This window comes from Methylobacterium isbiliense, assembly GCF_022179325.1.
GTDB lineage: Bacteria > Pseudomonadota > Alphaproteobacteria > Rhizobiales > Beijerinckiaceae > Methylobacterium > Methylobacterium isbiliense.
This window is the reverse complement of sequence record NZ_BPQQ01000008.1, coordinates 14,918-32,413: the sequence shown is the minus strand read 5'-3', so window position 1 is coordinate 32,413 and position 17,496 is coordinate 14,918. Positions and strand designations below refer to the sequence as shown.

At 73.5% G+C, this 17,496-nt stretch carries 23 protein-coding genes and 1 tRNA gene; 8 read left to right on the top strand and 16 right to left on the bottom strand.

Going from position 1 to position 17,496, the window contains the following annotated elements; all coding sequences use genetic code 11:
• The first annotated feature begins 153 nt into the window (after nucleotides 1-153).
• The 3 genes from MFF61_RS03660 (at nucleotide 154) to MFF61_RS03650 (ending at nucleotide 1,702) form a co-directional block, all read left to right on the top strand.
• The gene (locus MFF61_RS03660) at nucleotides 154-918 is read left to right on the top strand and encodes an N-formylglutamate amidohydrolase (RefSeq protein ID WP_238233760.1); all 765 of its coding nucleotides are present in this window, start codon (nucleotides 154-156) and stop codon (nucleotides 916-918) included.
• Nucleotides 915-1,223 carry a hypothetical protein gene (locus MFF61_RS03655; protein ID WP_238233759.1) on the top strand — a complete coding sequence of 103 codons (309 nt, stop codon included), beginning with the start codon at nucleotides 915-917 and terminating at the stop codon, nucleotides 1,221-1,223. The genes MFF61_RS03660 and MFF61_RS03655 overlap by 4 nt, the downstream gene beginning before the upstream one ends.
• A 173-nt stretch (nucleotides 1,224-1,396) precedes the next feature.
• Nucleotides 1,397-1,702, top strand: a complete 306-nt coding sequence (locus MFF61_RS03650) for a DUF1244 domain-containing protein (protein WP_238233758.1) — start codon at nucleotides 1,397-1,399, stop codon at nucleotides 1,700-1,702.
• A gap of 12 nt (nucleotides 1,703-1,714) precedes the next feature.
• Here the strand turns inward: MFF61_RS03650 and MFF61_RS03645 are convergent, their stop codons facing one another.
• Nucleotides 1,715-2,182 carry a nucleoside deaminase gene (locus MFF61_RS03645; protein WP_238233757.1) on the bottom strand — a complete coding sequence of 156 codons (468 nt, stop codon included), beginning with the start codon at nucleotides 2,180-2,182 and terminating at the stop codon, nucleotides 1,715-1,717.
• A gap of 203 nt (nucleotides 2,183-2,385) precedes the next feature.
• On the opposite strand from MFF61_RS03645, the gene MFF61_RS03640 reads away from it, so the two are divergent.
• On the top strand, nucleotides 2,386-2,652 hold the full coding sequence (locus MFF61_RS03640; protein ID WP_238233756.1) for a DUF2312 domain-containing protein: 267 nt from the start codon (nucleotides 2,386-2,388) through the stop codon (nucleotides 2,650-2,652).
• Between the two features lie 72 nt (nucleotides 2,653-2,724).
• Here MFF61_RS03640 and MFF61_RS03635 read toward each other — a convergent pair whose 3' ends face one another.
• Nucleotides 2,725-2,997, bottom strand: a complete 273-nt coding sequence (locus tag MFF61_RS03635; protein WP_238233755.1) for a hypothetical protein — start codon at nucleotides 2,995-2,997, stop codon at nucleotides 2,725-2,727.
• 223 nt (nucleotides 2,998-3,220) lie between these two features.
• On the opposite strand from MFF61_RS03635, the gene MFF61_RS03630 reads away from it, so the two are divergent.
• Nucleotides 3,221-3,562, top strand: coding sequence for a hypothetical protein (locus tag MFF61_RS03630; protein ID WP_238233754.1), 342 nt, complete (start codon nucleotides 3,221-3,223; stop codon nucleotides 3,560-3,562).
• 200 nt (nucleotides 3,563-3,762) lie between these two features.
• On the top strand, nucleotides 3,763-4,200 hold the full coding sequence (locus tag MFF61_RS03625; RefSeq protein WP_238233753.1) for a DUF4267 domain-containing protein: 438 nt from the start codon (nucleotides 3,763-3,765) through the stop codon (nucleotides 4,198-4,200).
• Nucleotides 4,201-4,206: 6 nt separating this feature from the next.
• Here MFF61_RS03625 and MFF61_RS03620 read toward each other — a convergent pair.
• The 6 genes from MFF61_RS03620 to MFF61_RS03595 form a co-directional block, all read right to left on the bottom strand.
• A tRNA-Thr gene (locus MFF61_RS03620) sits at nucleotides 4,207-4,281 on the bottom strand.
• 130 nt (nucleotides 4,282-4,411) lie between these two features.
• Nucleotides 4,412-4,921 (bottom strand): hypothetical protein, encoded by a 510-nt coding sequence (locus MFF61_RS03615; RefSeq protein WP_238233752.1) that lies wholly within the window; start codon nucleotides 4,919-4,921, stop codon nucleotides 4,412-4,414.
• A gap of 154 nt (nucleotides 4,922-5,075) precedes the next feature.
• The gene (locus MFF61_RS03610) at nucleotides 5,076-5,405 is read right to left on the bottom strand and encodes a CsbD family protein (protein WP_238233751.1); all 330 of its coding nucleotides are present in this window, start codon (nucleotides 5,403-5,405) and stop codon (nucleotides 5,076-5,078) included.
• A gap of 60 nt (nucleotides 5,406-5,465) precedes the next feature.
• Nucleotides 5,466-6,323: a PhnA-like protein gene (locus MFF61_RS03605; protein ID WP_238233834.1), complete on the bottom strand. Its 858-nt coding sequence runs from the start codon at nucleotides 6,321-6,323 to the stop codon at nucleotides 5,466-5,468.
• An 86-nt stretch (nucleotides 6,324-6,409) separates the two neighbouring features.
• Nucleotides 6,410-6,754 carry a CsbD family protein gene (locus MFF61_RS03600; RefSeq protein ID WP_238233750.1) on the bottom strand — a complete coding sequence of 115 codons (345 nt, stop codon included), beginning with the start codon at nucleotides 6,752-6,754 and terminating at the stop codon, nucleotides 6,410-6,412.
• A 226-nt stretch (nucleotides 6,755-6,980) separates the two neighbouring features.
• A complete protein-coding gene (locus MFF61_RS03595) occupies nucleotides 6,981-8,456 on the bottom strand; it encodes a PAS domain S-box protein (RefSeq protein WP_238233749.1) in 1,476 nt (491 codons plus the stop codon).
• Nucleotides 8,457-8,847: 391 nt separating this feature from the next.
• On the opposite strand from MFF61_RS03595, the gene MFF61_RS03590 reads away from it, so the two are divergent.
• Nucleotides 8,848-11,166, top strand: a complete 2,319-nt coding sequence (locus tag MFF61_RS03590; protein WP_238233748.1) for an MHYT domain-containing protein — start codon at nucleotides 8,848-8,850, stop codon at nucleotides 11,164-11,166.
• Nucleotides 11,167-11,184: 18 nt separating this feature from the next.
• Here the strand turns inward: MFF61_RS03590 and MFF61_RS03585 are convergent, their stop codons facing one another.
• The 5 genes from MFF61_RS03585 to MFF61_RS03565 form a co-directional block, all read right to left on the bottom strand.
• A complete protein-coding gene (locus tag MFF61_RS03585; protein WP_238233747.1) occupies nucleotides 11,185-11,355 on the bottom strand; it encodes a hypothetical protein in 171 nt (56 codons plus the stop codon).
• 163 nt (nucleotides 11,356-11,518) lie between these two features.
• A complete protein-coding gene (locus MFF61_RS03580) occupies nucleotides 11,519-11,770 on the bottom strand; it encodes a hypothetical protein (protein ID WP_238233746.1) in 252 nt (83 codons plus the stop codon).
• Nucleotides 11,771-11,861: 91 nt separating this feature from the next.
• The gene (locus MFF61_RS03575) at nucleotides 11,862-12,791 is read right to left on the bottom strand and encodes a ketopantoate reductase family protein (RefSeq protein WP_238233745.1); all 930 of its coding nucleotides are present in this window, start codon (nucleotides 12,789-12,791) and stop codon (nucleotides 11,862-11,864) included.
• A gap of 15 nt (nucleotides 12,792-12,806) precedes the next feature.
• Nucleotides 12,807-13,898 (bottom strand): isocitrate/isopropylmalate dehydrogenase family protein, encoded by a 1,092-nt coding sequence (locus tag MFF61_RS03570; protein WP_238233744.1) that lies wholly within the window; start codon nucleotides 13,896-13,898, stop codon nucleotides 12,807-12,809.
• Nucleotides 13,899-13,953: 55 nt separating this feature from the next.
• Nucleotides 13,954-14,760: a GntR family transcriptional regulator gene (locus MFF61_RS03565; protein ID WP_238233743.1), complete on the bottom strand. Its 807-nt coding sequence runs from the start codon at nucleotides 14,758-14,760 to the stop codon at nucleotides 13,954-13,956.
• Between the two features lie 142 nt (nucleotides 14,761-14,902).
• Between MFF61_RS03565 and MFF61_RS03560 the strand changes: the two genes are divergently transcribed.
• Complete coding sequence (locus MFF61_RS03560) at nucleotides 14,903-15,691, top strand: aldolase (protein WP_238233742.1); 789 nt, start codon at nucleotides 14,903-14,905, stop codon at nucleotides 15,689-15,691.
• A 9-nt stretch (nucleotides 15,692-15,700) separates the two neighbouring features.
• Here MFF61_RS03560 and MFF61_RS03555 read toward each other — a convergent pair whose 3' ends face one another.
• The 3 genes from MFF61_RS03555 to MFF61_RS03545 form a co-directional block, all read right to left on the bottom strand.
• On the bottom strand, nucleotides 15,701-15,931 hold the full coding sequence (locus MFF61_RS03555) for a hypothetical protein (RefSeq protein WP_238233741.1): 231 nt from the start codon (nucleotides 15,929-15,931) through the stop codon (nucleotides 15,701-15,703).
• 79 nt (nucleotides 15,932-16,010) lie between these two features.
• Complete coding sequence (locus tag MFF61_RS03550; protein ID WP_238233740.1) at nucleotides 16,011-16,598, bottom strand: hypothetical protein; 588 nt, start codon at nucleotides 16,596-16,598, stop codon at nucleotides 16,011-16,013.
• Nucleotides 16,599-16,912: 314 nt separating this feature from the next.
• The gene (locus MFF61_RS03545; RefSeq protein WP_238233739.1) at nucleotides 16,913-17,257 is read right to left on the bottom strand and encodes a hypothetical protein; all 345 of its coding nucleotides are present in this window, start codon (nucleotides 17,255-17,257) and stop codon (nucleotides 16,913-16,915) included.
• Nucleotides 17,258-17,496 lie beyond the last annotated feature (239 nt).

Here is a 17,496-nt window from a genome sequence, read left to right as displayed (position 1 = left end):
GCAGCGATCCTCTCGGCACGGGACAGGAGCGTCCCGGCGAAGCACTAGGGCATGGCGCGCCCGGCGTCACCCGTCCGCCGGGACGCGGCCCGGTGGATGCCGCTCGCCCATTCGGGGTAAGGGACGCGGTCTCCCCTCTCGCCCCGGTCGCCCATGCCCGATTCCGCCCCGTGCCAGCCCGTCGAGCGGATCCCGGGCGATCCGGCCTGCGGGCTGCTGCTCCTGTGCGATCACGCCTCGAACGCCGTGCCGGAGGATCTCGGCACGCTCGGGCTCGATCCGCCGCATTTCGCGCGCCACATCGCCTACGACATCGGCGCGGCGGCGGTGACGCGCTCGCTCAGCCGGCGGCTCGGGGCGCCGGCCCTGCTGACCACCTTCTCGCGGCTGGTGATCGACCCGAACCGCGGCCGCGACGACCCGACGCTGGTGATGCGGCTCTCCGACGGCACGATCGTGCCGGGCAACGCCCGCATCGACGCGGCGGGCATCGCCGAGCGGATCCGGCGCTTCTACGACCCCTACGACCGCGCGATCGAGGCGGCGCTGGCGGAGGCGGCGGCCACGGGCCGCCCGCCCGCGATCGTGGCGATCCACAGCTTCACCCCGGCCTGGCGCGGGGTGCCGCGGCCGTGGCAGGTCGGCATCCTGTGGGACCCGCGCGACGGGCGCCTCGCCGCCCCGCTCATCGACGGCCTGCGGGACGACCCGGCCGGGTTCACGGTGGGCGACAACGAGCCCTATCTCGGCGGCTTGGCCGGCGACACGCTCGACCGCCACGCCACCGCGCGGGGCCTGCCGAACGCGCTCGTCGAGATCCGCCAGGACCTGATCGCCGACGAGGCCGGCGCGGAGGCGTGGGCGGCCCGCTTCGCGGGGCTGCTGGCGCCGCTGATGGCCCTGCAGGACCTCCCGTGACCAGCGATCCGCCTCCCGAACGCCCCGAGCCGAGCGTGGTCGGGATCGAGCGCACGAAACTCTCCGCAACCTTCCTCGACACCGTGGCCGTCGTGATCACCGGAACCGGGCTCGTCGCACCGTTCTTCGCCTTCCTGTACGGCTTGAGCAATCTGAGCGCGGATCAGATCCGATTCTTCGCTCTTGCCGCACCGGGTTGGGTCATCCCGGGCGTGGGCCTACATCTCGTCGCGAGAGCCGTGCTCGGAGGGCTCGGGGAACGACGTGGTTCGAGATCGACGCACGGATCGGGGGACCGCTCTTGATCTTCGCCTTCGGCGGCTGGCTCTGGTACGACGCGCGGCGCGGCCGGGCGGGCGCCGGGTTGCGGTGAGCCGGGCGGCCATCCGCTCTCCGTTGCCGCTCAGCAGGCTTGCCGAGGATCCGTCTTGCCCAGGACCCTTCTTGCCGAGGACCCTTCTTGCCGAGGACCCGTCTCATGGACCGCATCGACGACACCACCCGCACCGAACTCGAAGCCGCCGTCTTCCGGCGGCTGGTGGCGCACCTGCAGGGGCGCACCGACGTGCAGAACATCGACCTGATGAACCTCGCGGGCTTCTGCCGCAACTGCCTGTCGAACTGGCTCAAGGAGGCGGCCGATGCGCGCGGCCTGCCGCTCAGCAAGGACGAGAGCCGCGAGCACGTCTACGGCATGCCCTATGAGACCTGGAAGGCGCAGCACCAGCGCGAGGCGAGCCCGGAACAGGCGGCCGCCTTCGCGGCCCGGGCCGAGTCGCACTGACGCCGGGCGACCTCAGCCGGATGCCGCGCGGTAGGCGTTCCAGACCTCCACCGCCTCCGCCCGCATGAGCTGGCGCGCGGGGATGCGGTGCGCGGAGGCCGGCCGGCACAGGGCCTCGGCCACCCAGGCGGCGTCGAACCCGGCCGCGGCCGCGTCCGCGTTGGTCGAGGCATAGACGATGCGGGCGATGCCGGCCCAGCAGGCGGCGGCGAGGCACATCGCGCAGGGCTCGGCGCTGGTGTAGAGCGTCGCCTCGTCCAGCTTCGGTTTCCCGGCGGCCCGGCAGGCGTTGCGGATCGCCTCCATCTCGGCGTGCCACGTCGGGTCGTTCTCCGCCGCCACGCGGTTCGCGCCCTCGGCCAGGATCCGGCCGTCCTGCACGATGACGCAGCCGAAGGGGCCGCCCGCCCTCTCCACCAGCGCCGTCGTCTCGGACAGCGCGATGGCGCGCGCCATGAACCTGCGGTCGTCCTCGGTCATCCGGTCCTCCGGGCGGGTTGTCCGGGCAGCAGCCCGGAGCGGGTTGGGCGCGGCGTCACCCCGAGGCGGGCGGCAGGGTCGCAGGGCCCGGCAAGGTCTCGGTAAGGTTGAGAGACTATCAACGCCGGGAAGGACGCCCCTGCGAAGGCGCGTCGGCCCGCCCGAGAGGGCTGCCAAGAGGTCACAAGAGGGATTCGAGGATCATGGCTGCATCCCCCGCGCTCGCCGTCGACAACTCGTCGGTTGCCGCCGACCAGCTCAAGAGCATCATCGAGCGCATCGAACGCCTGGAGGAGGAGAAGGCCGGCCTCGCGGGCGACATCAAGGATGTCTACGCCGAGGCCAAGGCCAACGGCTTCGACACCAAGGTCCTGCGCAAGATCATCTCCCTGCGCAAGAAGGACCACGAGGAGCGCCAGGAAGAGGAGGCGATCCTCGAACTCTACATGCAGGCCCTCGGGATGGCGTAGACCCCGCGCCTGTACGTGGAAAGGACCGGGCGCCGGCCCGGTCCTCCCATCTCTCCCGAGAGAGACCCTGCCTCAGCGGCTGGTCGGCACCGTGCCGCTGCTGGTGTTCGAGCCGCCGCTGTGGCCGCTGGTGCTCGGCGCATCCGCCGTCGCGCCGGCGGGCGGGGCCGTGACCGTGCCGGTGGCGGCCGGCATGTCGCGCTGCGGCATGCCCTTCTGGGCATTGCTCTTCACGCTGCCGGGATTGTTCATGTTCTGCTCGGCGCTGCCCGGGGCGGTGGTCTGGGCGAGGGCGGCACCCGTGAGGGCGACGGAGGCCGCGAGGGCGAGAAGCGTGGACCGCATGGTGTCGTCTCCGAGGTTGTGGCGACCAACGCCCAGACGCCACAACGGTTCGCCCGCTGATTCACCCATCCGCCGCGCGGTATCGCCCGCACCGGGGCATGCGCGGCAGAGTTGCTCAGCCTCTCGTTCAGCGGCGCGGCCGCAGGAGCGAACCGCACCGGGCCGCAAGCCGGTGCCTGCACGGTAGCGAAATCGAAACGCCGACGGGTTCAGCCTCTTCCGCATGGCTTGCATCCGCTTGGTGATCTGCGAACGGCGCGATGATGCGCGTCTCGGGCCTCCCCGCACCTGGCCGGGGCTGGCGCTCAAGGTGACGAACCGGACGGGCCTCGCGGGCTACCTGGCAGGCTGCGACTGGCCGGCGGGCGACACGGCGGAGACCTTCCTCGACTGGTGCGCCGCGACGCTGCCGGAGGCCTGGATCCAGATCCGCAAGCCCGCCCCGCCCTCCGCCGCCGAGGCGATCAGCATCACCATGATGGTGGGCATGAGGGGCGCGAAGCCGGATCCGCACGGCGAGATGAAGACCCGGGTGCGGTGGCCCTTCCCGTGCGCGGGCTGGTAGGGTCACGGCGTCGGCGGCCCGGTGCGATCCCGTGCGCGCGGCGGCGTCCCGTCGGCGCACCCGCTCCCACCGATGCCGGAATTCGGCCGGCTTGGGGCGGCGCACCGCCCGGATGGGGTGCCTCAGGGGGGCTCTGTCGCCGGAGAGGCGGGCCCTGAGGAGAGATCACGGCCGGCGTCACGCAGCCCCGGGGAGCACCCGTGCCCGTCAGCGACCACCACCTCCCCGCCACGGCGCCGAGCCTCTGGGCCGTCCTGGGCCTCGCCGCGGTGTTCGCGGGCCTGGGCGGCCTCTTCATCACGGCGCCCGCCCTTGGGGCCGCGATCTTCGGCATCCCGGCGCCCGGCGGCCTCGGGGACGCCTACCTGCGCGCCATCGGCCTGCGGGACGCCGCCCTCGCCCTCTACCTCGCGGGCCTTGCCTGGGCCGCGACGCGCCGCGCGGTCTGCCTCGTGCTCGGCGCGAGCACCGTCATTCCGTTCGGCGACATCGCCCTGGTGCTGGCGGCCGGCACGGCCGCATGGTGGCAGATCGCGCTTCACGGCCTGAGCGCGGCCGTCCTGATCGGGGTGATGGGCTGGGTCGGGTTTGGACAGGACGCCGCCGTGCGGTGGCCCCATCGTCGCCCAAGCCCGTGATGGCGCTGGTGCCGGCGGAGGGGATCGAACCCCCGACCTTCGGTTTACAAAACCGCTGCACTACCGCTGTGCTACACCGGCCAACGCCCTCGAACTCTTGCGATTCTCGGCCGATTCCTGGCGATCCGGGGGCGTTCGGCGCGACTTAAACGATGCCGGGGGGCGCTTCGTCAAGGCACAAAACCGTGCAGCCTCGCGGTCGGGCGCCCACTCACCGGCCGACGATCCGCGGCGCCACCGAGCGGGCCAGCGTCTCGGCGTTGCGCCGCGCGATCGCGCCATCGCTCGCGAGTGAGCGGATGGTCAGCATGTCCCCGTCGCGCAGGATGATGGCGGTCGACCCGGCGGTCTTGCCGATGGCGTAGGTGGTGATCCAGCCGACCGCCGGGGCCACCGGCAGTCCGGACAGGCGGCAATCCGGGCTGCGGGCCTGACAGAGGGCCTCCAGCTGGGCCATCGACGTCCGGCCGGAGCGCACGCGCTCCTCGGTGCCGTCGGTCTGCCGGCCGATCAGCAGGTCGATCATCGGCCCGCCAGCGCAATCGGGACAGGTGAGGGTGAGACGCCCGGGTTCGGCCCTCGACGCGATGCGCCCGCCGAGACTTGCCTCAAGACTTGCGGTCGCCTCGCCGGCGACCGTCCGCAGGTCGCGCTGGGCGAAGCCCTCCGCCTGCGCACCGGCCGCGATGAGGCAGGCGAGAACCGCGATGAGGCTGCGCATGAGGGCTGTCCCGCCGTGTTGCCGTCAGCCCGGGATGGGCGCCGGGCCGCCGACCCTCGCGGATCGTCGCGCCCGGATCAAGGCCGCGCGCAGGGCGGCCCGCCCGCAGCGGGCCTCACCTCGTCCCGGAGCCGCGCGCGACGGGCCGTCCGCGTCAGCGCGAGGGGCGCAGGAGCCAGCCGGCCGCGAAGGCCGCGGCGGCCACGCCGAGCAGGGTCGTGGTCGGGTGCGTCTCGGCGTAGCGCGCCGCATCGCGGCCGTAGGACGCGCCGTGGCGGCGGGCCTCCCGGGCCAGGATCGCGCCCTCCTCGGCGAGGTCCTCGGCCCTGTCGCGGGCGCGGCCGTAGGCGTATTGCGCACCGCCGGCCACTTGGTTGACGCCGCCCCGGATCTGACGGGCGGCGTCGCCCGTGAGGGCGCCGAGGGTGGTCTGCGCACGGCCCTTGAGGTGGCGGGCGCCGCCGTGGACTTGGTCGCGGTTCATGAGTCTGTCCTTTCGGATGGCAAGAGGGGAGCGGGCCGCGGGGCGCGCGGCCCGCCGGCATCAGGCGCGGTGCAGGGCGGGACCCTGCGGGGCGACGGCGCCGAGCCGGCCGCCCAGGAAGGCCGCGAGCGCCCCGAGAACCAGCGCGAGGGCCGCGTAGAAGGCGCCCTGGGTGGCGGCCGACTTCGCCGTGGCGGCAGCGGCCTCCGCCTTCTGCTTGGCGCTGGCCAGCGCCTGCTCGTACTGGCGCTGGTAGTCCTGGATCTGCTGGCGGGCCTGATCCGCCGGGATGTTCTGCGCCTTGGCGAGAGCCTCGGCCGCGCGGGTCTCGGCCTGCTGGCGCTGCGCCGGGTCGCCGGTCAGGTAGGCCCGCATCGCCGCCGCCGCCGCGTCGCGCAGGGCGGCCGGGTCCTGGCCGCTCGCCGCTTCGCGCACGCGCTGCTCGATGCCGTCCAGGGGGTTCGCGACGCGGCCGAGCGCGGGCGCCGCCGTCTGGGCGGCGGTCTGAAGGCCGCCGCCCAACGCCGAACCGGCGCCGCCGACGGCACCCGTCACGGCGTTGAACGCCCCGCCGAGGATGCCGCCCGCCGTCGCTGTCAGCAGGTAGACCACCACCAGCGTCGTCACCGCCCAGGAGACGAGGCCGTGGAAGCCCGAGGTGCTGCCGTCCGGCTTGCCCGAGAGGCGGCCGGCGAGCGCGCCGCCCGTCAGCGAGGCCAGGATCCCCGAGACCACCCACCAGAGTCCGGCCCCGAGCGACAGGGTCGCGGCGCCCGGGTTGCCGGCCCCATCGGTGCCGATGCTGGCGAGGCCGACCCCGACCCCGACGATGTTGAGGACGAGTTGCGTCACCAGCGCCATGACGGCGCCGGCGAGGATCGCGCCCCACGACACTTGGTGCCGCAGGACGGCGCGCATGTCGGCCGCGGCGGCCAGCGCGGGCGGATTGGCGGGAAGGGAATTCACGCGTCGACTCCGAGTCTGGAGAGGGAGAACCGGCGCTCTCAGCGGCGGCCGTGGATGAGGACGGCGAGCCCGTATCCGACCAGCCCGGCGATCAGCAGCGAGGCGAGGGGCGCCTCCTCGACCTGGCGGCTCACGGCGTTGCGGCCCTGGCGCACGGAGTCGCCCGCCTGGGCGTAGACGTTCTCGGCGAGGTCCGCGACCTCGCCGGTCGCGTGACGCACCGCGTCCTTGGCCTGGCCGTAGAGCGCCTCGCCGCGCCCCTGCGCCTCGCGCATGCGGCCTTCCAGGGAATCCCGGTCGGAGCCGACGAAGTCGCCGATGCCGCCCTGCACCTTGCCGCCAAGCTCCCGCGCGGCACCCGTGATGCGATCCGTATCAATCATGTCGATCTCTCCTGTGTGGTCATCCGATCCGGTCGCCGCCGGCCTCGTCATCCAGACGAAGCGAAGCAGTATCGCCCGGGCCGCAGCGTCATCGCGCTCTGCGCCTCACGCGAATGCGGCCCTTTACTTGTTCGGCGCCCGGCTCCGGCCGGTTTCCATTGCGGAAGTCGCGGCCTGCTTGCTGTCAGATGTGACCGCCGACTAGGCCTTCAATAGTACATAAGGACTAATCCGCTGAATTTTTCGCACCAGGCGGCGGGGAGAGGAAACCCTTGTCGCGCCCCCACAGCATCACCTCGGTGCGCTTGTGGATGCCGAGCTTGCGGTAGAGGGCGGCCGTGTGGTTGCGCACGGTGTTGCGCGACAGGCCGAGCCGCTGGGCGATGGCTTGGTCGCTCAGGCCGGCGCAGATCAGGCTGAGGATCTGGCGCTCGCGCAGCGTCAGGCTGAGGGCGACGTCGCCCGCGCCGTTCCGTCCCGGGTGGCGCAGGTTGGCGAGCTTGTCGATCAGGCCGCGGCTGAACCACGAGGTGTCGGCCATCACGGTCTCGATCGCGGCGAACAGCTCGCGCTCCGAGCGCTTGCGCTCGGTGATGTCCTGCAGCACGGCCAGGATGAAGTCCTCGTCGTTGATGACGACGCGCTCGGCCGAGACGATGCTGTCGCGCTCCGCCCCGTCCTCGTGGCGCAGGCAGACCTCCAGGCCGAGCACGTAGCCGGTGCGGCCGAGCGCGGCCTCGAAGGCCTGGCGGGACTCCTCCTTGACCCAGAGCCCGATCTCGCCGGGGCTGCGCCCCACGACCCGGTCCTCCCCGTAGCCGAACACCCGGGTGAAGGCTTCGTTGATGCCCGTGACGACGAAGTCCTCGGCCCGCGCGAGCAGGGTCGGGACCGGGGTGAGCCGGAAGGCCTTGGCGAAGCGCTCCTCGCTCTGGCGCAGGGCCGTCTCGGCCTTCCGGCGCAGTTCGAGATCCGCGAAGGTGAAGAGCATGCAGGGCTCCTCGCCCATCTCGATCGGCTGGCCGGCCACGATGACGAAGCGGGTGCCGCCGTCCGGCAGGTTCAGGCAGGCCTCCATCTGCGGGATGGTGCCCCCCTCGTGCAGCCGGGTGATCGCGAGGTCGCGGTTGCGCGCGCCCGCCAGCACGTCGATCTCGTAGACGCTGCGCCCGATCACGGCGTCGCGGGTGTGGCCAGTCATCTCCAGGAAGCCCGCATTGACCTTGACGTGACGCAGGTCCGAGAGGCGGCAGATCACCGCCGGGGCCGGATTGGCGTTGAAGGTGCGCTCGAAGCGCTCCTCGGCCTCGAACTGCGCCGTCACGTTCTGAAGGATCAGGGCGTGGCAGGTCGGCCGGCCGGCCGCGTCGGTGACGATCAGGCTGCGCAGGGCATGCACGAAGGCGACGTCGGGCTGGTCGGTGCGCGTCACGTCGACGATCACGTCCGCGAAGGCTTCCCCCGCCGCGACCCGTTCGAGCGGATAGGCCTCGGGCGCACGGTTGTTGCGGTAGCGCAGGGAAAAGCGGCCGCGGTAATCCGCAACCGTCTCGCCGAGGTCGGCGAGGCTCGACGTGCCGTGCATGGCGAGCGCCGCCCGGTTCGCCCAGGCGAGGCGCCGGTCGGGCTCGACCAGGATGACGCCCTCGGCGAGGCCGGCGACGATCTGCCGGAGTTCTGACCTGTCGGCGTCGAGGGTCACTGCCGTAATATCCGGAACGCGGTTGACGATGGGTTCGAAAATCCCGTTGCGGCCGGTTTGTTCCGTCGCTGCGCCTCAAGCACTAGTCAATTGATGCCATTGACGTGGTTAAGGCACTCGGGCAGATCACCCCTCCCTGCGGAAGCGCCGTGATCGCCGCCGCGCCCTGTTTCGCTCCGGCCGGAGCGAGCGAGAGTCGTGCCGCCGCTCATTCCCCCGGGTGCGTCGGCACGGCCGAGCGGCCGGACCGGCGCCCGCACGCTGCCGGGCCGGCCGCTGCGCTCCGCCGGCCGCGGCCGCATGCATTTCACTCTCGCCGCTCGCCGGGACTGTGGTACTGCCGGGGCGTACTCCCGCCTGCAGACGGAAGCGGACCGGCCTCGACACACGGATGTACCATCCCGGCACGCACGACACGTTCCTCGTCGCCCTCTCGGTCCTGATCGCGGCGAGTGCCGCCTACACGGCTCTCGACCTCGCCGCGCGCATGCGCGCCGCCTCCGGCTGGCCCCGCGTCGCGTGGCTCGCCACCGCGGCGCTGGCGATGGGGGGCGGGATCTGGGCGATGCACTTCGTCGGCATGCTGGCCTTCAGCCTGCCGGGGGTGAGCGTGCGCTACGACCTCGCGCTGACGCTGGTCTCGCTGGCGCTGCCGGTGGCCGTGACGGCCCTCGGCTTCCTGATCGCCGCCCGGAAGGATCCCGGCCGCCTCGCGCTGGGCGCGGGCGGGGTGGTGATGGGATGCGGCATCGCGGCGATGCACTACACCGGCATGGCCGCCCTGCGCCTGCCGCTCGATCTCTCGCACGAGCCGGCCTGGGTCGCCGTCTCGCTCGCGATCGCCATCGGGGCGGCGACGATCGCGCTCCGGCTCGCGTCCCGGACCGTCGGCTTCGCCCGGCGCCTCGGCGCGGCGCTCGTGATGGGCTTGGCCATCGCCGGGATGCACTACGCGGCGATGCAGGGGGCGGTGTTCACCACCGCCGCGCCGGTGGAGGGCGCCGGGGGCGTCGGGAAGGTCCAGCAGGTCCACCTCGCGCTCTGGGTGGCGGGCACCACCTTCCTGATCCTCGTGCTGGCGCTGATCGCCGCCCTGTTCGACCGGCACGTCGCCGACCGGGCGGAGCGCGAGGCGATGGCCCTGCGCGCGAGCGAGGACCGTTTCCGGCTCCTCCTGCAGAGCGTGACCGACTACGCCATCTTCATGCTCGACGTGGACGGGCGGGTGGCGAACTGGAATGCGGGCGCCGAGCGCATCAAGGGCTACAGCGAGCAGGAGGTGCTGGGCACGCATCTCTCGCACTTCTACACGCCCGAGGACCGTGCGGCGGGCCTGCCGGAACGGGCGCTGCGCACGGCCGCCCAGCAGAACACCTTCGAGCACGAGGGCTGGCGCGTTCGCAAGGACGGGAGCCGGTTCTGGGCCAGCGTGGTGATCGACCCGGTGCGGGACCGCGAGGGCCGGCTCGTCGGCTACGCCAAGGTCACGCGCGACATCACCGAGCGCAAGCAGGCCCAGGAGGCCCTGGAGCAGGCCCGCACGGCCCTGTTCCAGGCCCAGAAGATGGAGGCGATCGGCCAGCTCACCGGCGGGGTCGCGCACGACTTCAACAACCTGCTGATGGCCGTGCTCGGCAGCCTGGAGCTGCTGCGCAAGCGGCTCCCCGACGATCCCCGCCTGCTGCGTCTCCTCGACAACGCGGTCCAGGGCGCGCAGCGCGGCGCCGCGCTGACCCAGCGCATGCTGGCCTTCGCCCGGCGCCAGGACCTCAAGCCCGAGGCCGTGGACCTGTCCGGGCTGGTGAGCGGGATGTCGGACCTGCTGCAGCGCTCGATCGGGCCGACGGTGCGGATCGAGACGCGCTTCCCGGCCGGGCTGCCGGCCGCGCAGGTGGATGCCAACCAGCTCGAACTCGCCCTCCTCAACCTCGCGGTCAACGCCCGCGACGCGATGCCGGAGGGGGGCACCATCACCATCGCGGCCCGGGAGGGCGGGGCGCCGGCCGACCTGCCGGAGGGCCGCTACGTCTGCCTGTCGGTCGCCGATACCGGCCTCGGCATGGACGCCGAGACCCTGGCGCGGGCGCAGGAGCCGTTCTTCACCACCAAGGGCGTCGGCAAGGGCACGGGCCTCGGTCTCTCGATGGTGCACGGCCTCGCCGAGCAGTCGCACGGCCGCCTGATGCTCCGCAGCCGCCCGGGCGCGGGCACGCAGGCGGAGATCTGGCTGCCGGTCGCCACGGCCGAGACCGGAGAGCCGCGGCCGGGCGCGGCCGCAATCGTGCCGCAGACGGTGCCCCGCCGGCTGACGGTGCTGGTGGTGGACGACGACCCGCTGGTGCTGGAGAACACCGCCGCGATGCTGGAGGATCTCGGCCACCGGGTGATCGAGGCGCGCTCGGGCCAGGAGGCCCTCGCCCTCCTCGGCCGGGCCGGCGCCCTCGACCTCGTCATCACGGACCAGGCCATGCCGGCGATGACGGGCACGCAGCTCCTGCGCGCCATCGCCGCCGCGCGGCCGGAGCTGCGGGCGATCCTGGCCTCCGGCTACGCGGAGATCCCCGCCGAGGAGGGCCCGGCCGTGCCGCGCCTGAACAAGCCGTTCGACCAGGACGGGCTGGCGCGCGCCATCGAGGCGGCCCTGCGCGGCGCGGCCGGTCCGGAGAGCACGGCGCTGCGGCGCCCGCGCAGCAGCAGCCTCAGCAGCTGAGGCCGCTCCCCGCCCGGATCATTCGGCGCCGCGCCGGATCGCCACCCCGACCAGCAGGGTGGCGAGGGCGGCCGCGCCCGCCCCGTCCTGCAGCGCCCGCGCCGGCTCGTCCGGCATCACGAGCAGCCACACCGCGAGGGTGGCGGCGGCGCAGAGGATGAGCGCGCCGAGCAATCCGTTCCGTGTCACGTCAGCAGCCTTGTCCGATCCCGGGCCACATGCCCCGCTGCGGTCCCTGGTCCGGCGGCGGCGAGGTTGCAAGAGCAAACCTGCCCGGCAGATCTGCCCTGCGCCCCGCGGCCGATGGTGCCGCGTCGTCCGCGCCGAACCGGCCCCTTCGCCGGATCCTGCTCTAGCAGCCGCGGCAGATGCTCTTGTCGATCGCATCGTCGCGCTTCTCCATCCCGGTGCGCTCGTCGATGCGCCGCTCCATCTCGCGGTCGGCGCGGCCGGAGGGCACCGTCTGCCCGCTGGAGCGCGTGTGGGGCGCCGTGATGGTGGAATCCGGGCCGCCGCCGGTCCCGGTCCGGTCCGCCTGGGCGAGGACCGGGGCCGCCGCCAGGACGGCGGCGCCGGTCATCAGGGTCGCGACGATGGCTCGCATGCCGGTCTCTCCTCTCGACCGTGTCCCGCCGGCCCACTCTGCCGCCGGAACCGGCCTCGCCGCAAGCGGGACCGGAGCGGGAGGAGGGGGCTCAGGCGGGGTAGCCGGCCTCGCGCGCCCGGATGAGCGCGACCACGGTCTCGTTGACGGGGGTCGGCACGCCACAGGTCCGGCCGAGGCGCGGAATCGACCCGTTGATGGCCTCGACCTCGCCGCGGCGGCCGGCCAAGTGGTCGAGCAGCATCGAGGGCCGCGCCTCCGGGATCTTGCCGCCGAGCCGCCGGATATGCGCGACCGGGTCGCCGACCTCCATCCGCACTCCGGTCGCCTCGGCCACCGCGATCGCCTCCCGGGCGCAGCCGAGCGCCACGCTCCAGGCGTCGGGATCGGCCATCACGCCGCCGATCGTGAGCCCGGTGAGGCAGCTCGTGCCCGAGAAGGTCACGTTCATGATCAGCTTCTCCCAGACCATGCGCCGCACGTCGTCGAAGAGGCTGACCGTGAAGCCGGCGGATTCCCAGATCGCCGCCGCGGCCCGCAGGCGCTCCGCCGGCAGGCCCGCATGGGCGCCGAAGCGGATCATCTCCAGGCCGTTGTGGTGGGCGTGGCCGGGGCCGCGCATCGAGGCGCCGAAGCCGCCCACCACCCCGACCGCGATCGCGTCCGGATCCAGCACGGTGGCGGCGACCTCGGGCGAGCCGAGGCCGTTCTGGATGGTCTGGACCACGGTCTGCGGCCCGATCAGCGGCCGGCTCGCCCGCGCCGCCGCCTCCACGTCGAACGCCTTGGTGGCGATGATGACGAGATCGCAGATCCCGATCCCCTCGGGCGTCGTGCCGGCGCTGGCGAGCCGCACCGTGCGGTCCCCGCTCGCGCCCTCCACCCGCAGGCCGTGCTCGCGCATCGCCGCCGCGTGGTCCGGCCAGAGCGTGACCGCATGCACCGCGTGGCCGGCCGAGGCCATCAGCGCGGCATAGACCGAGCCCATCGCACCACAGCCGACGATCGCGACCTTCGCCATCCCGCTTCTCCTTCCTCACGCCGCCAGCGCCGGCGCCGCCAGCGCGGCCCGGATCGCCCGGGTGACCTCCTCGGTGCCGGCCGTGCCGCCGAGGTCGCGGGTCCGGGGACCGGCGGCGAGCACCGCCCCGGTCGCCGCGCGGATCGCCGCCGCCGCCGCGTCGCAGCGCTCATCGCCGTGCTGCTGGCCGAGCCAGTCGAGCAGCATCGCCGCCGACAGGATCGCCGCCACCGGGTTGGCGATGCCGCGGCCCGCGATGTCGGGGGCGGTGCCGTGGCTCGGCTGGAACAGGCCGCGGCTCTCGCTCACGTCGCCGGAGGGCGCGACGCCCAGCCCGCCCACCACCCCGGCGGCGATCTCCGAGGCGATGTCGCCGAACATGTTCTCGGTGACGACGACGTCGAAGCGCTCGGGGTCGGTCACCAGCATCATCGCGCCCGCGTCGATGTAGAGGCGCTCGCTGGCGATGTCGGGATGGCGCGCGGCCGCCTCGTCGAACAGGCGGCGCAGGAAGGCGTTGCTGCGCAGCACGTTGGCCTTGTCGAGGAGGGTGACGCGGCCGGGTGCGCCCTGCCGGCGCCGCAGCCGCGCCTGCGCGAAGGCGAGGTCGAAGAGCTTCTCGCTGGTCGCGCGCGTGATGGTGAGGCGGTCGCTCGCGCGCTCGTCGCTCGGCTCCGCCGGGTCGTGGCGACCGGCGAACAGGCCCTCGGTGAGTTCGCGCACGATCAGCATGTCGACGCGCTCGGCCCTCACGCGGCTCGGCACGCCGGGAAAGAGGCGGCAGGGGCGCAGGCTGGCAAACAGGCCGAACTGCTCGCGCAGGTCGATCTGGGGCGCGATCTCGGTGCCGTCCGGGTAGCGCACCGCCGGCAGGCCCATCGCGCCGAGCAGGATGGCGTCGGCCTCGCCGACCGCCCGCACGGTCTCGGCGGAGATCGCCTCGCCGGTCTGCCGGTAGGTGCCCGCACCGGCCTCGTAGGGCGTGAAGGCGAGCGCGAGCCCGTGGCGCGCCGCGGCATCGGCCAGGATGGCGGCGGCGGCCTGCGTCACCTCCGGTCCGATCCCGTCGCCGGGCAGGAGCGCGATCGCGTAGCTGTCCTTTGTCATCGCTTCCTCCCGGATGGGGTCGGAACCGTAACGCCCTCGCTGGATGCATGCAACGCTAGCACGCATCGTCCCGCAACCCCGGGCCGAGGCGCGGGCGGCCCGCCAGGGTGTCGAGGATCGGCAGCAGCACCGCCATGCCGCGGCGGCGGTGCGCCTCCAGGGCGGCCTTGGCGGCGGGCGGGTCGCGGCGGGTGATCGCCGCCAGGATCTCCCGGTGGTCGCGGTTGGAGGAATCCGGCGGCGGCCGCAGGCGCAGGGTCAGGAGCCGGGCGCGGTGCGAGCGCTCCATCACGGTCCGGGCGAGGCCCGCCAGGATCGGGTTGCCGCAGCTCTCCACGAGGAGCGCGTGGAAGCGGTCGTCCCCTTCCGCCCAGCCGGCGAGGTCGCCCCGCGCCAGGGCCGCTTCGGCGGCCTCGGCCGCCGCCCGGATCGCCGCCTCGCCCGGATCGCCCGCGGGCCGCGCGGCGAGGCGCTCCACCGCCATCCCCTCCAGGCCCATCAGCACCTCGTAGACGTCGCGCATCTCCGGCGCGGTCAGGGTGGCGATGACGAGGCCGCGCTTCGGCTGCAGCCGCAGCCAGCCCTCGTTCTCCAGGCGCACCACCGCCTCGTGGACCGGGGTGCGGCTGACCTCCAGTTCCGCGGCGATCTGCTGCTCGGTGATCTGCGAGCCCGGGGGCAGGTCGCCCCGGATGACCGCGCGCTTGATCCTGAGATAGACCGTGTCGGCCAGCGGCGCCTCGGCGGCGGCGCGTGGCTCCGCGGCGGAGCGTGGCTCCGCGGCGGAGCGGGGCTCCGCGGCGGAGCGTGGCTCCGCGGGGCGTGCCCTGCCGGTTCCGGGCGGAGCGGGGGCCAGCGGCATGGGACTCAACCGTGCGGGCCGGGCGCGCCGCGCGCCGGCATCCGGAGAGTGGCGGGCGGCGCCCTTGCATGCGCAGGATGCACGCAGGCGCCGGCCCGTCAACGATCCCGGCCGGCACCGCCCCCAGGAGGATACCCCGCTCATGGCCCATCCCGTCTCCGCCCCGGCCGCGCCGCCGGCCCGCAGCAACCTGCCGCTCGATCCAGGGCTCGTGCGGCGGATGCGGGTGGATCTCGCCGCCTGCTTCCGCATGGCCGCCCGCCACGGGATGCACGAGGGGATCTGCAACCACTTCTCCGCGGTGCTGCCGGACCGCCCCGACCTGTTTCTCGTGAACCCCTACGGCCTCGCCTTCGCGGAGGTCACCGCGTCGAGCCTGCTCCTGTGCGACCTCGACGGCAACGTGGTCGAGGGGGAGGGAAGCCCGGAGGCCACCGCCTTCCACATCCACGCCCGCCTGCACCGGGCCAAGCCCCGCGCCCGGGTCGCCTTCCACACCCACATGCCCTACGCCACGGCGCTCGCCATGCTGGAGGGACCGCCGCTCCTGTTCGCCGGCCAGACGGCCCTGCGCTTCCACGGCCGCATCGCGGTCGACGAGGCCTATAACGGGCTCGCCCTCGACGCGCGCGAGGGCGACCGGATCGCCGCGAGCGCGGGCGAGGCCGACATCGTGTTCATGAAGAACCACGGCGTGATGGTGCTGGCCGAGACCATCGCGGAGGCCTGGGACGACCTCTACTATCTTGAGCGCGCCGCCCAGGCGCAGGTGCTGGCCCTCGCCACGGGCCGCCCCCTGAAGATCGTGCCGGAGGAGATCTGCCGGCGCGTGGCGGCGCAGGAGGCGGCCGGGCGGGCCGAGAGCGCGCGGCTGCACCTGGAGAGCGCCCAGCGCATCCTGGCCCGCGAGGAGCCGGCCTACCTGGCCTGAGGCGCGCCGCTACGGCCCGGCCGGCCGGTGCGCCTGGACCCGGCGCGCGACCTCCGGCCAGTCGTGCAGCCGGCTCAGCGGGATCCGCACCTCGATCAGCAGGTCGTCGTCGAGGAGGCCCGGCGCCACATCGAGCCTCGCCTCCGGGATGGCGTCGAGGATCGCCGCCACCGCGGCGTCGATCCGCGCCTCGCGGTCGGGACCGTACTCGACCAGCACATGCGTCAGGAGGCGGATCATCGGCGCGTGGTGGCATGGCCGGGCCGGGCGGGCCAGTGCAGCCGGAACACGGTCCGGGCGGTGAGGGAGGTTCGGCGCCTCAGCCCGCCGCGTCCGGCGCGTCCGCCCAGGCGACGGGATCGCTCGTGAGCCTCAGGCGGTGGACGTCGCGGTCGGGCGCCACCTCCTCGACGCGGATCTCCACCACCAGCCGGTCGGGGAGCCGGCGGCGCCAGAAGCCGCCCGGGCGCGGCGTGACGAAGAAGTACACGCGCCCCTCGCCGGGATGGTCGGTGCCGCCGACGCCGGGCTCGTAGATCTTGCGGTCGGTGATCTCGTGGTTGAGCGAGAGCACGCGCTTGAAGCTGAGGTGCCGGTAGCCGCCCCGGCCCGACGCATCGAGGGGCCGGAACTCCACCGCCGAGGCGCCGGCGCCCGCGGGCTGGCGCACCGTGAGGCTGCCGATCCGGAACCGGTTCCGCTTCGGATCGGCCAGCCGGAGGTAGAACAGCCTGCCGCGGGCATCCGGCGCGGCGTTCGTGCCGGCGTGCAGCGACCACATGCTCTGTGTCGCCTTGCGGGCGGCCCGCCGCAGGTGCCGCAGCGTCCGCCAGGCGATCACGGCGCTCGCGGTCGCCATCAGGAGGGAGGCGACGAGGAGCAGTATAACCGCAGTGTCGGAGGGCATGTGGGCGCTTCCGTATGGGCATTCGCGCCCCGGATCCTAGCGCCTGCTGCTGTCCGATGCAGCATTCTCGGCCGGCCTGACGGCGATCTCTGCCGCACTGTGCCTTTCAGGACTGATTCACCCTCAAGGCAGCAGCGGGTTGACGACCGGCGCCAGGACGAGGCCGAGGGCGAAGGCCGCGGCGATCAGGCGGCGGATCTGGAGGGGGCTGACCATCGGGGATCTCTCTTGCGTGTCTGGGGATCCCTGTGCCGGAGCGCGCGGCCGGCCGGTGTGCGCCGCCGCACGTGGAGGACGCCCCGGCTCACGCTTGCTCACACTTGCTCATGGGCGAAGAGCAGCGACACCACCGCCAGCGCGACCAGGGCGACGATGAAGGTGACGTCGGCGATCCATTCCAGGCGCTCGCTGCGCCGGGCGGCGGCGGTGGCGCGGATCGAGCCGTACGAGCACAGGGCGCTCACGACGAACAGCACCGTGATGTAGCCGAGCATCTCGTCGGCCCGCCGCGTCATGGCGTCCGTCTCGCCGAGCTTCACGAGGCCGATCAGCGTGGAGCACAGGCCCGCCATCGTGGCGGCGTTCGGCAGGATGTGATGCGACAGCCCGCGGCCGAGGCGGGAAGCGGGGTTGTCCGGACCGGGCGGGCCGCGTCGCATCGCGCCACGGTAGGCGGCGCACGCCTCGTCGGCAACGCACGGCGCGCATTCGCCAGTCGTCCGGCGCTCGAGTGTCGGTTCGGCGCCCATCGACGTGGCAGAATGACAACACAGAATTGGGTTCGACTGCGCCGGAGCGGATCCGGACCGCACGGGACGCTCCCCTCGTCGCCACGAAATGTTGACGCAACACGCCGCGGCTAGGCCGGCGCCGGTCGAAAGCGGGGCCGGGCTGCGGA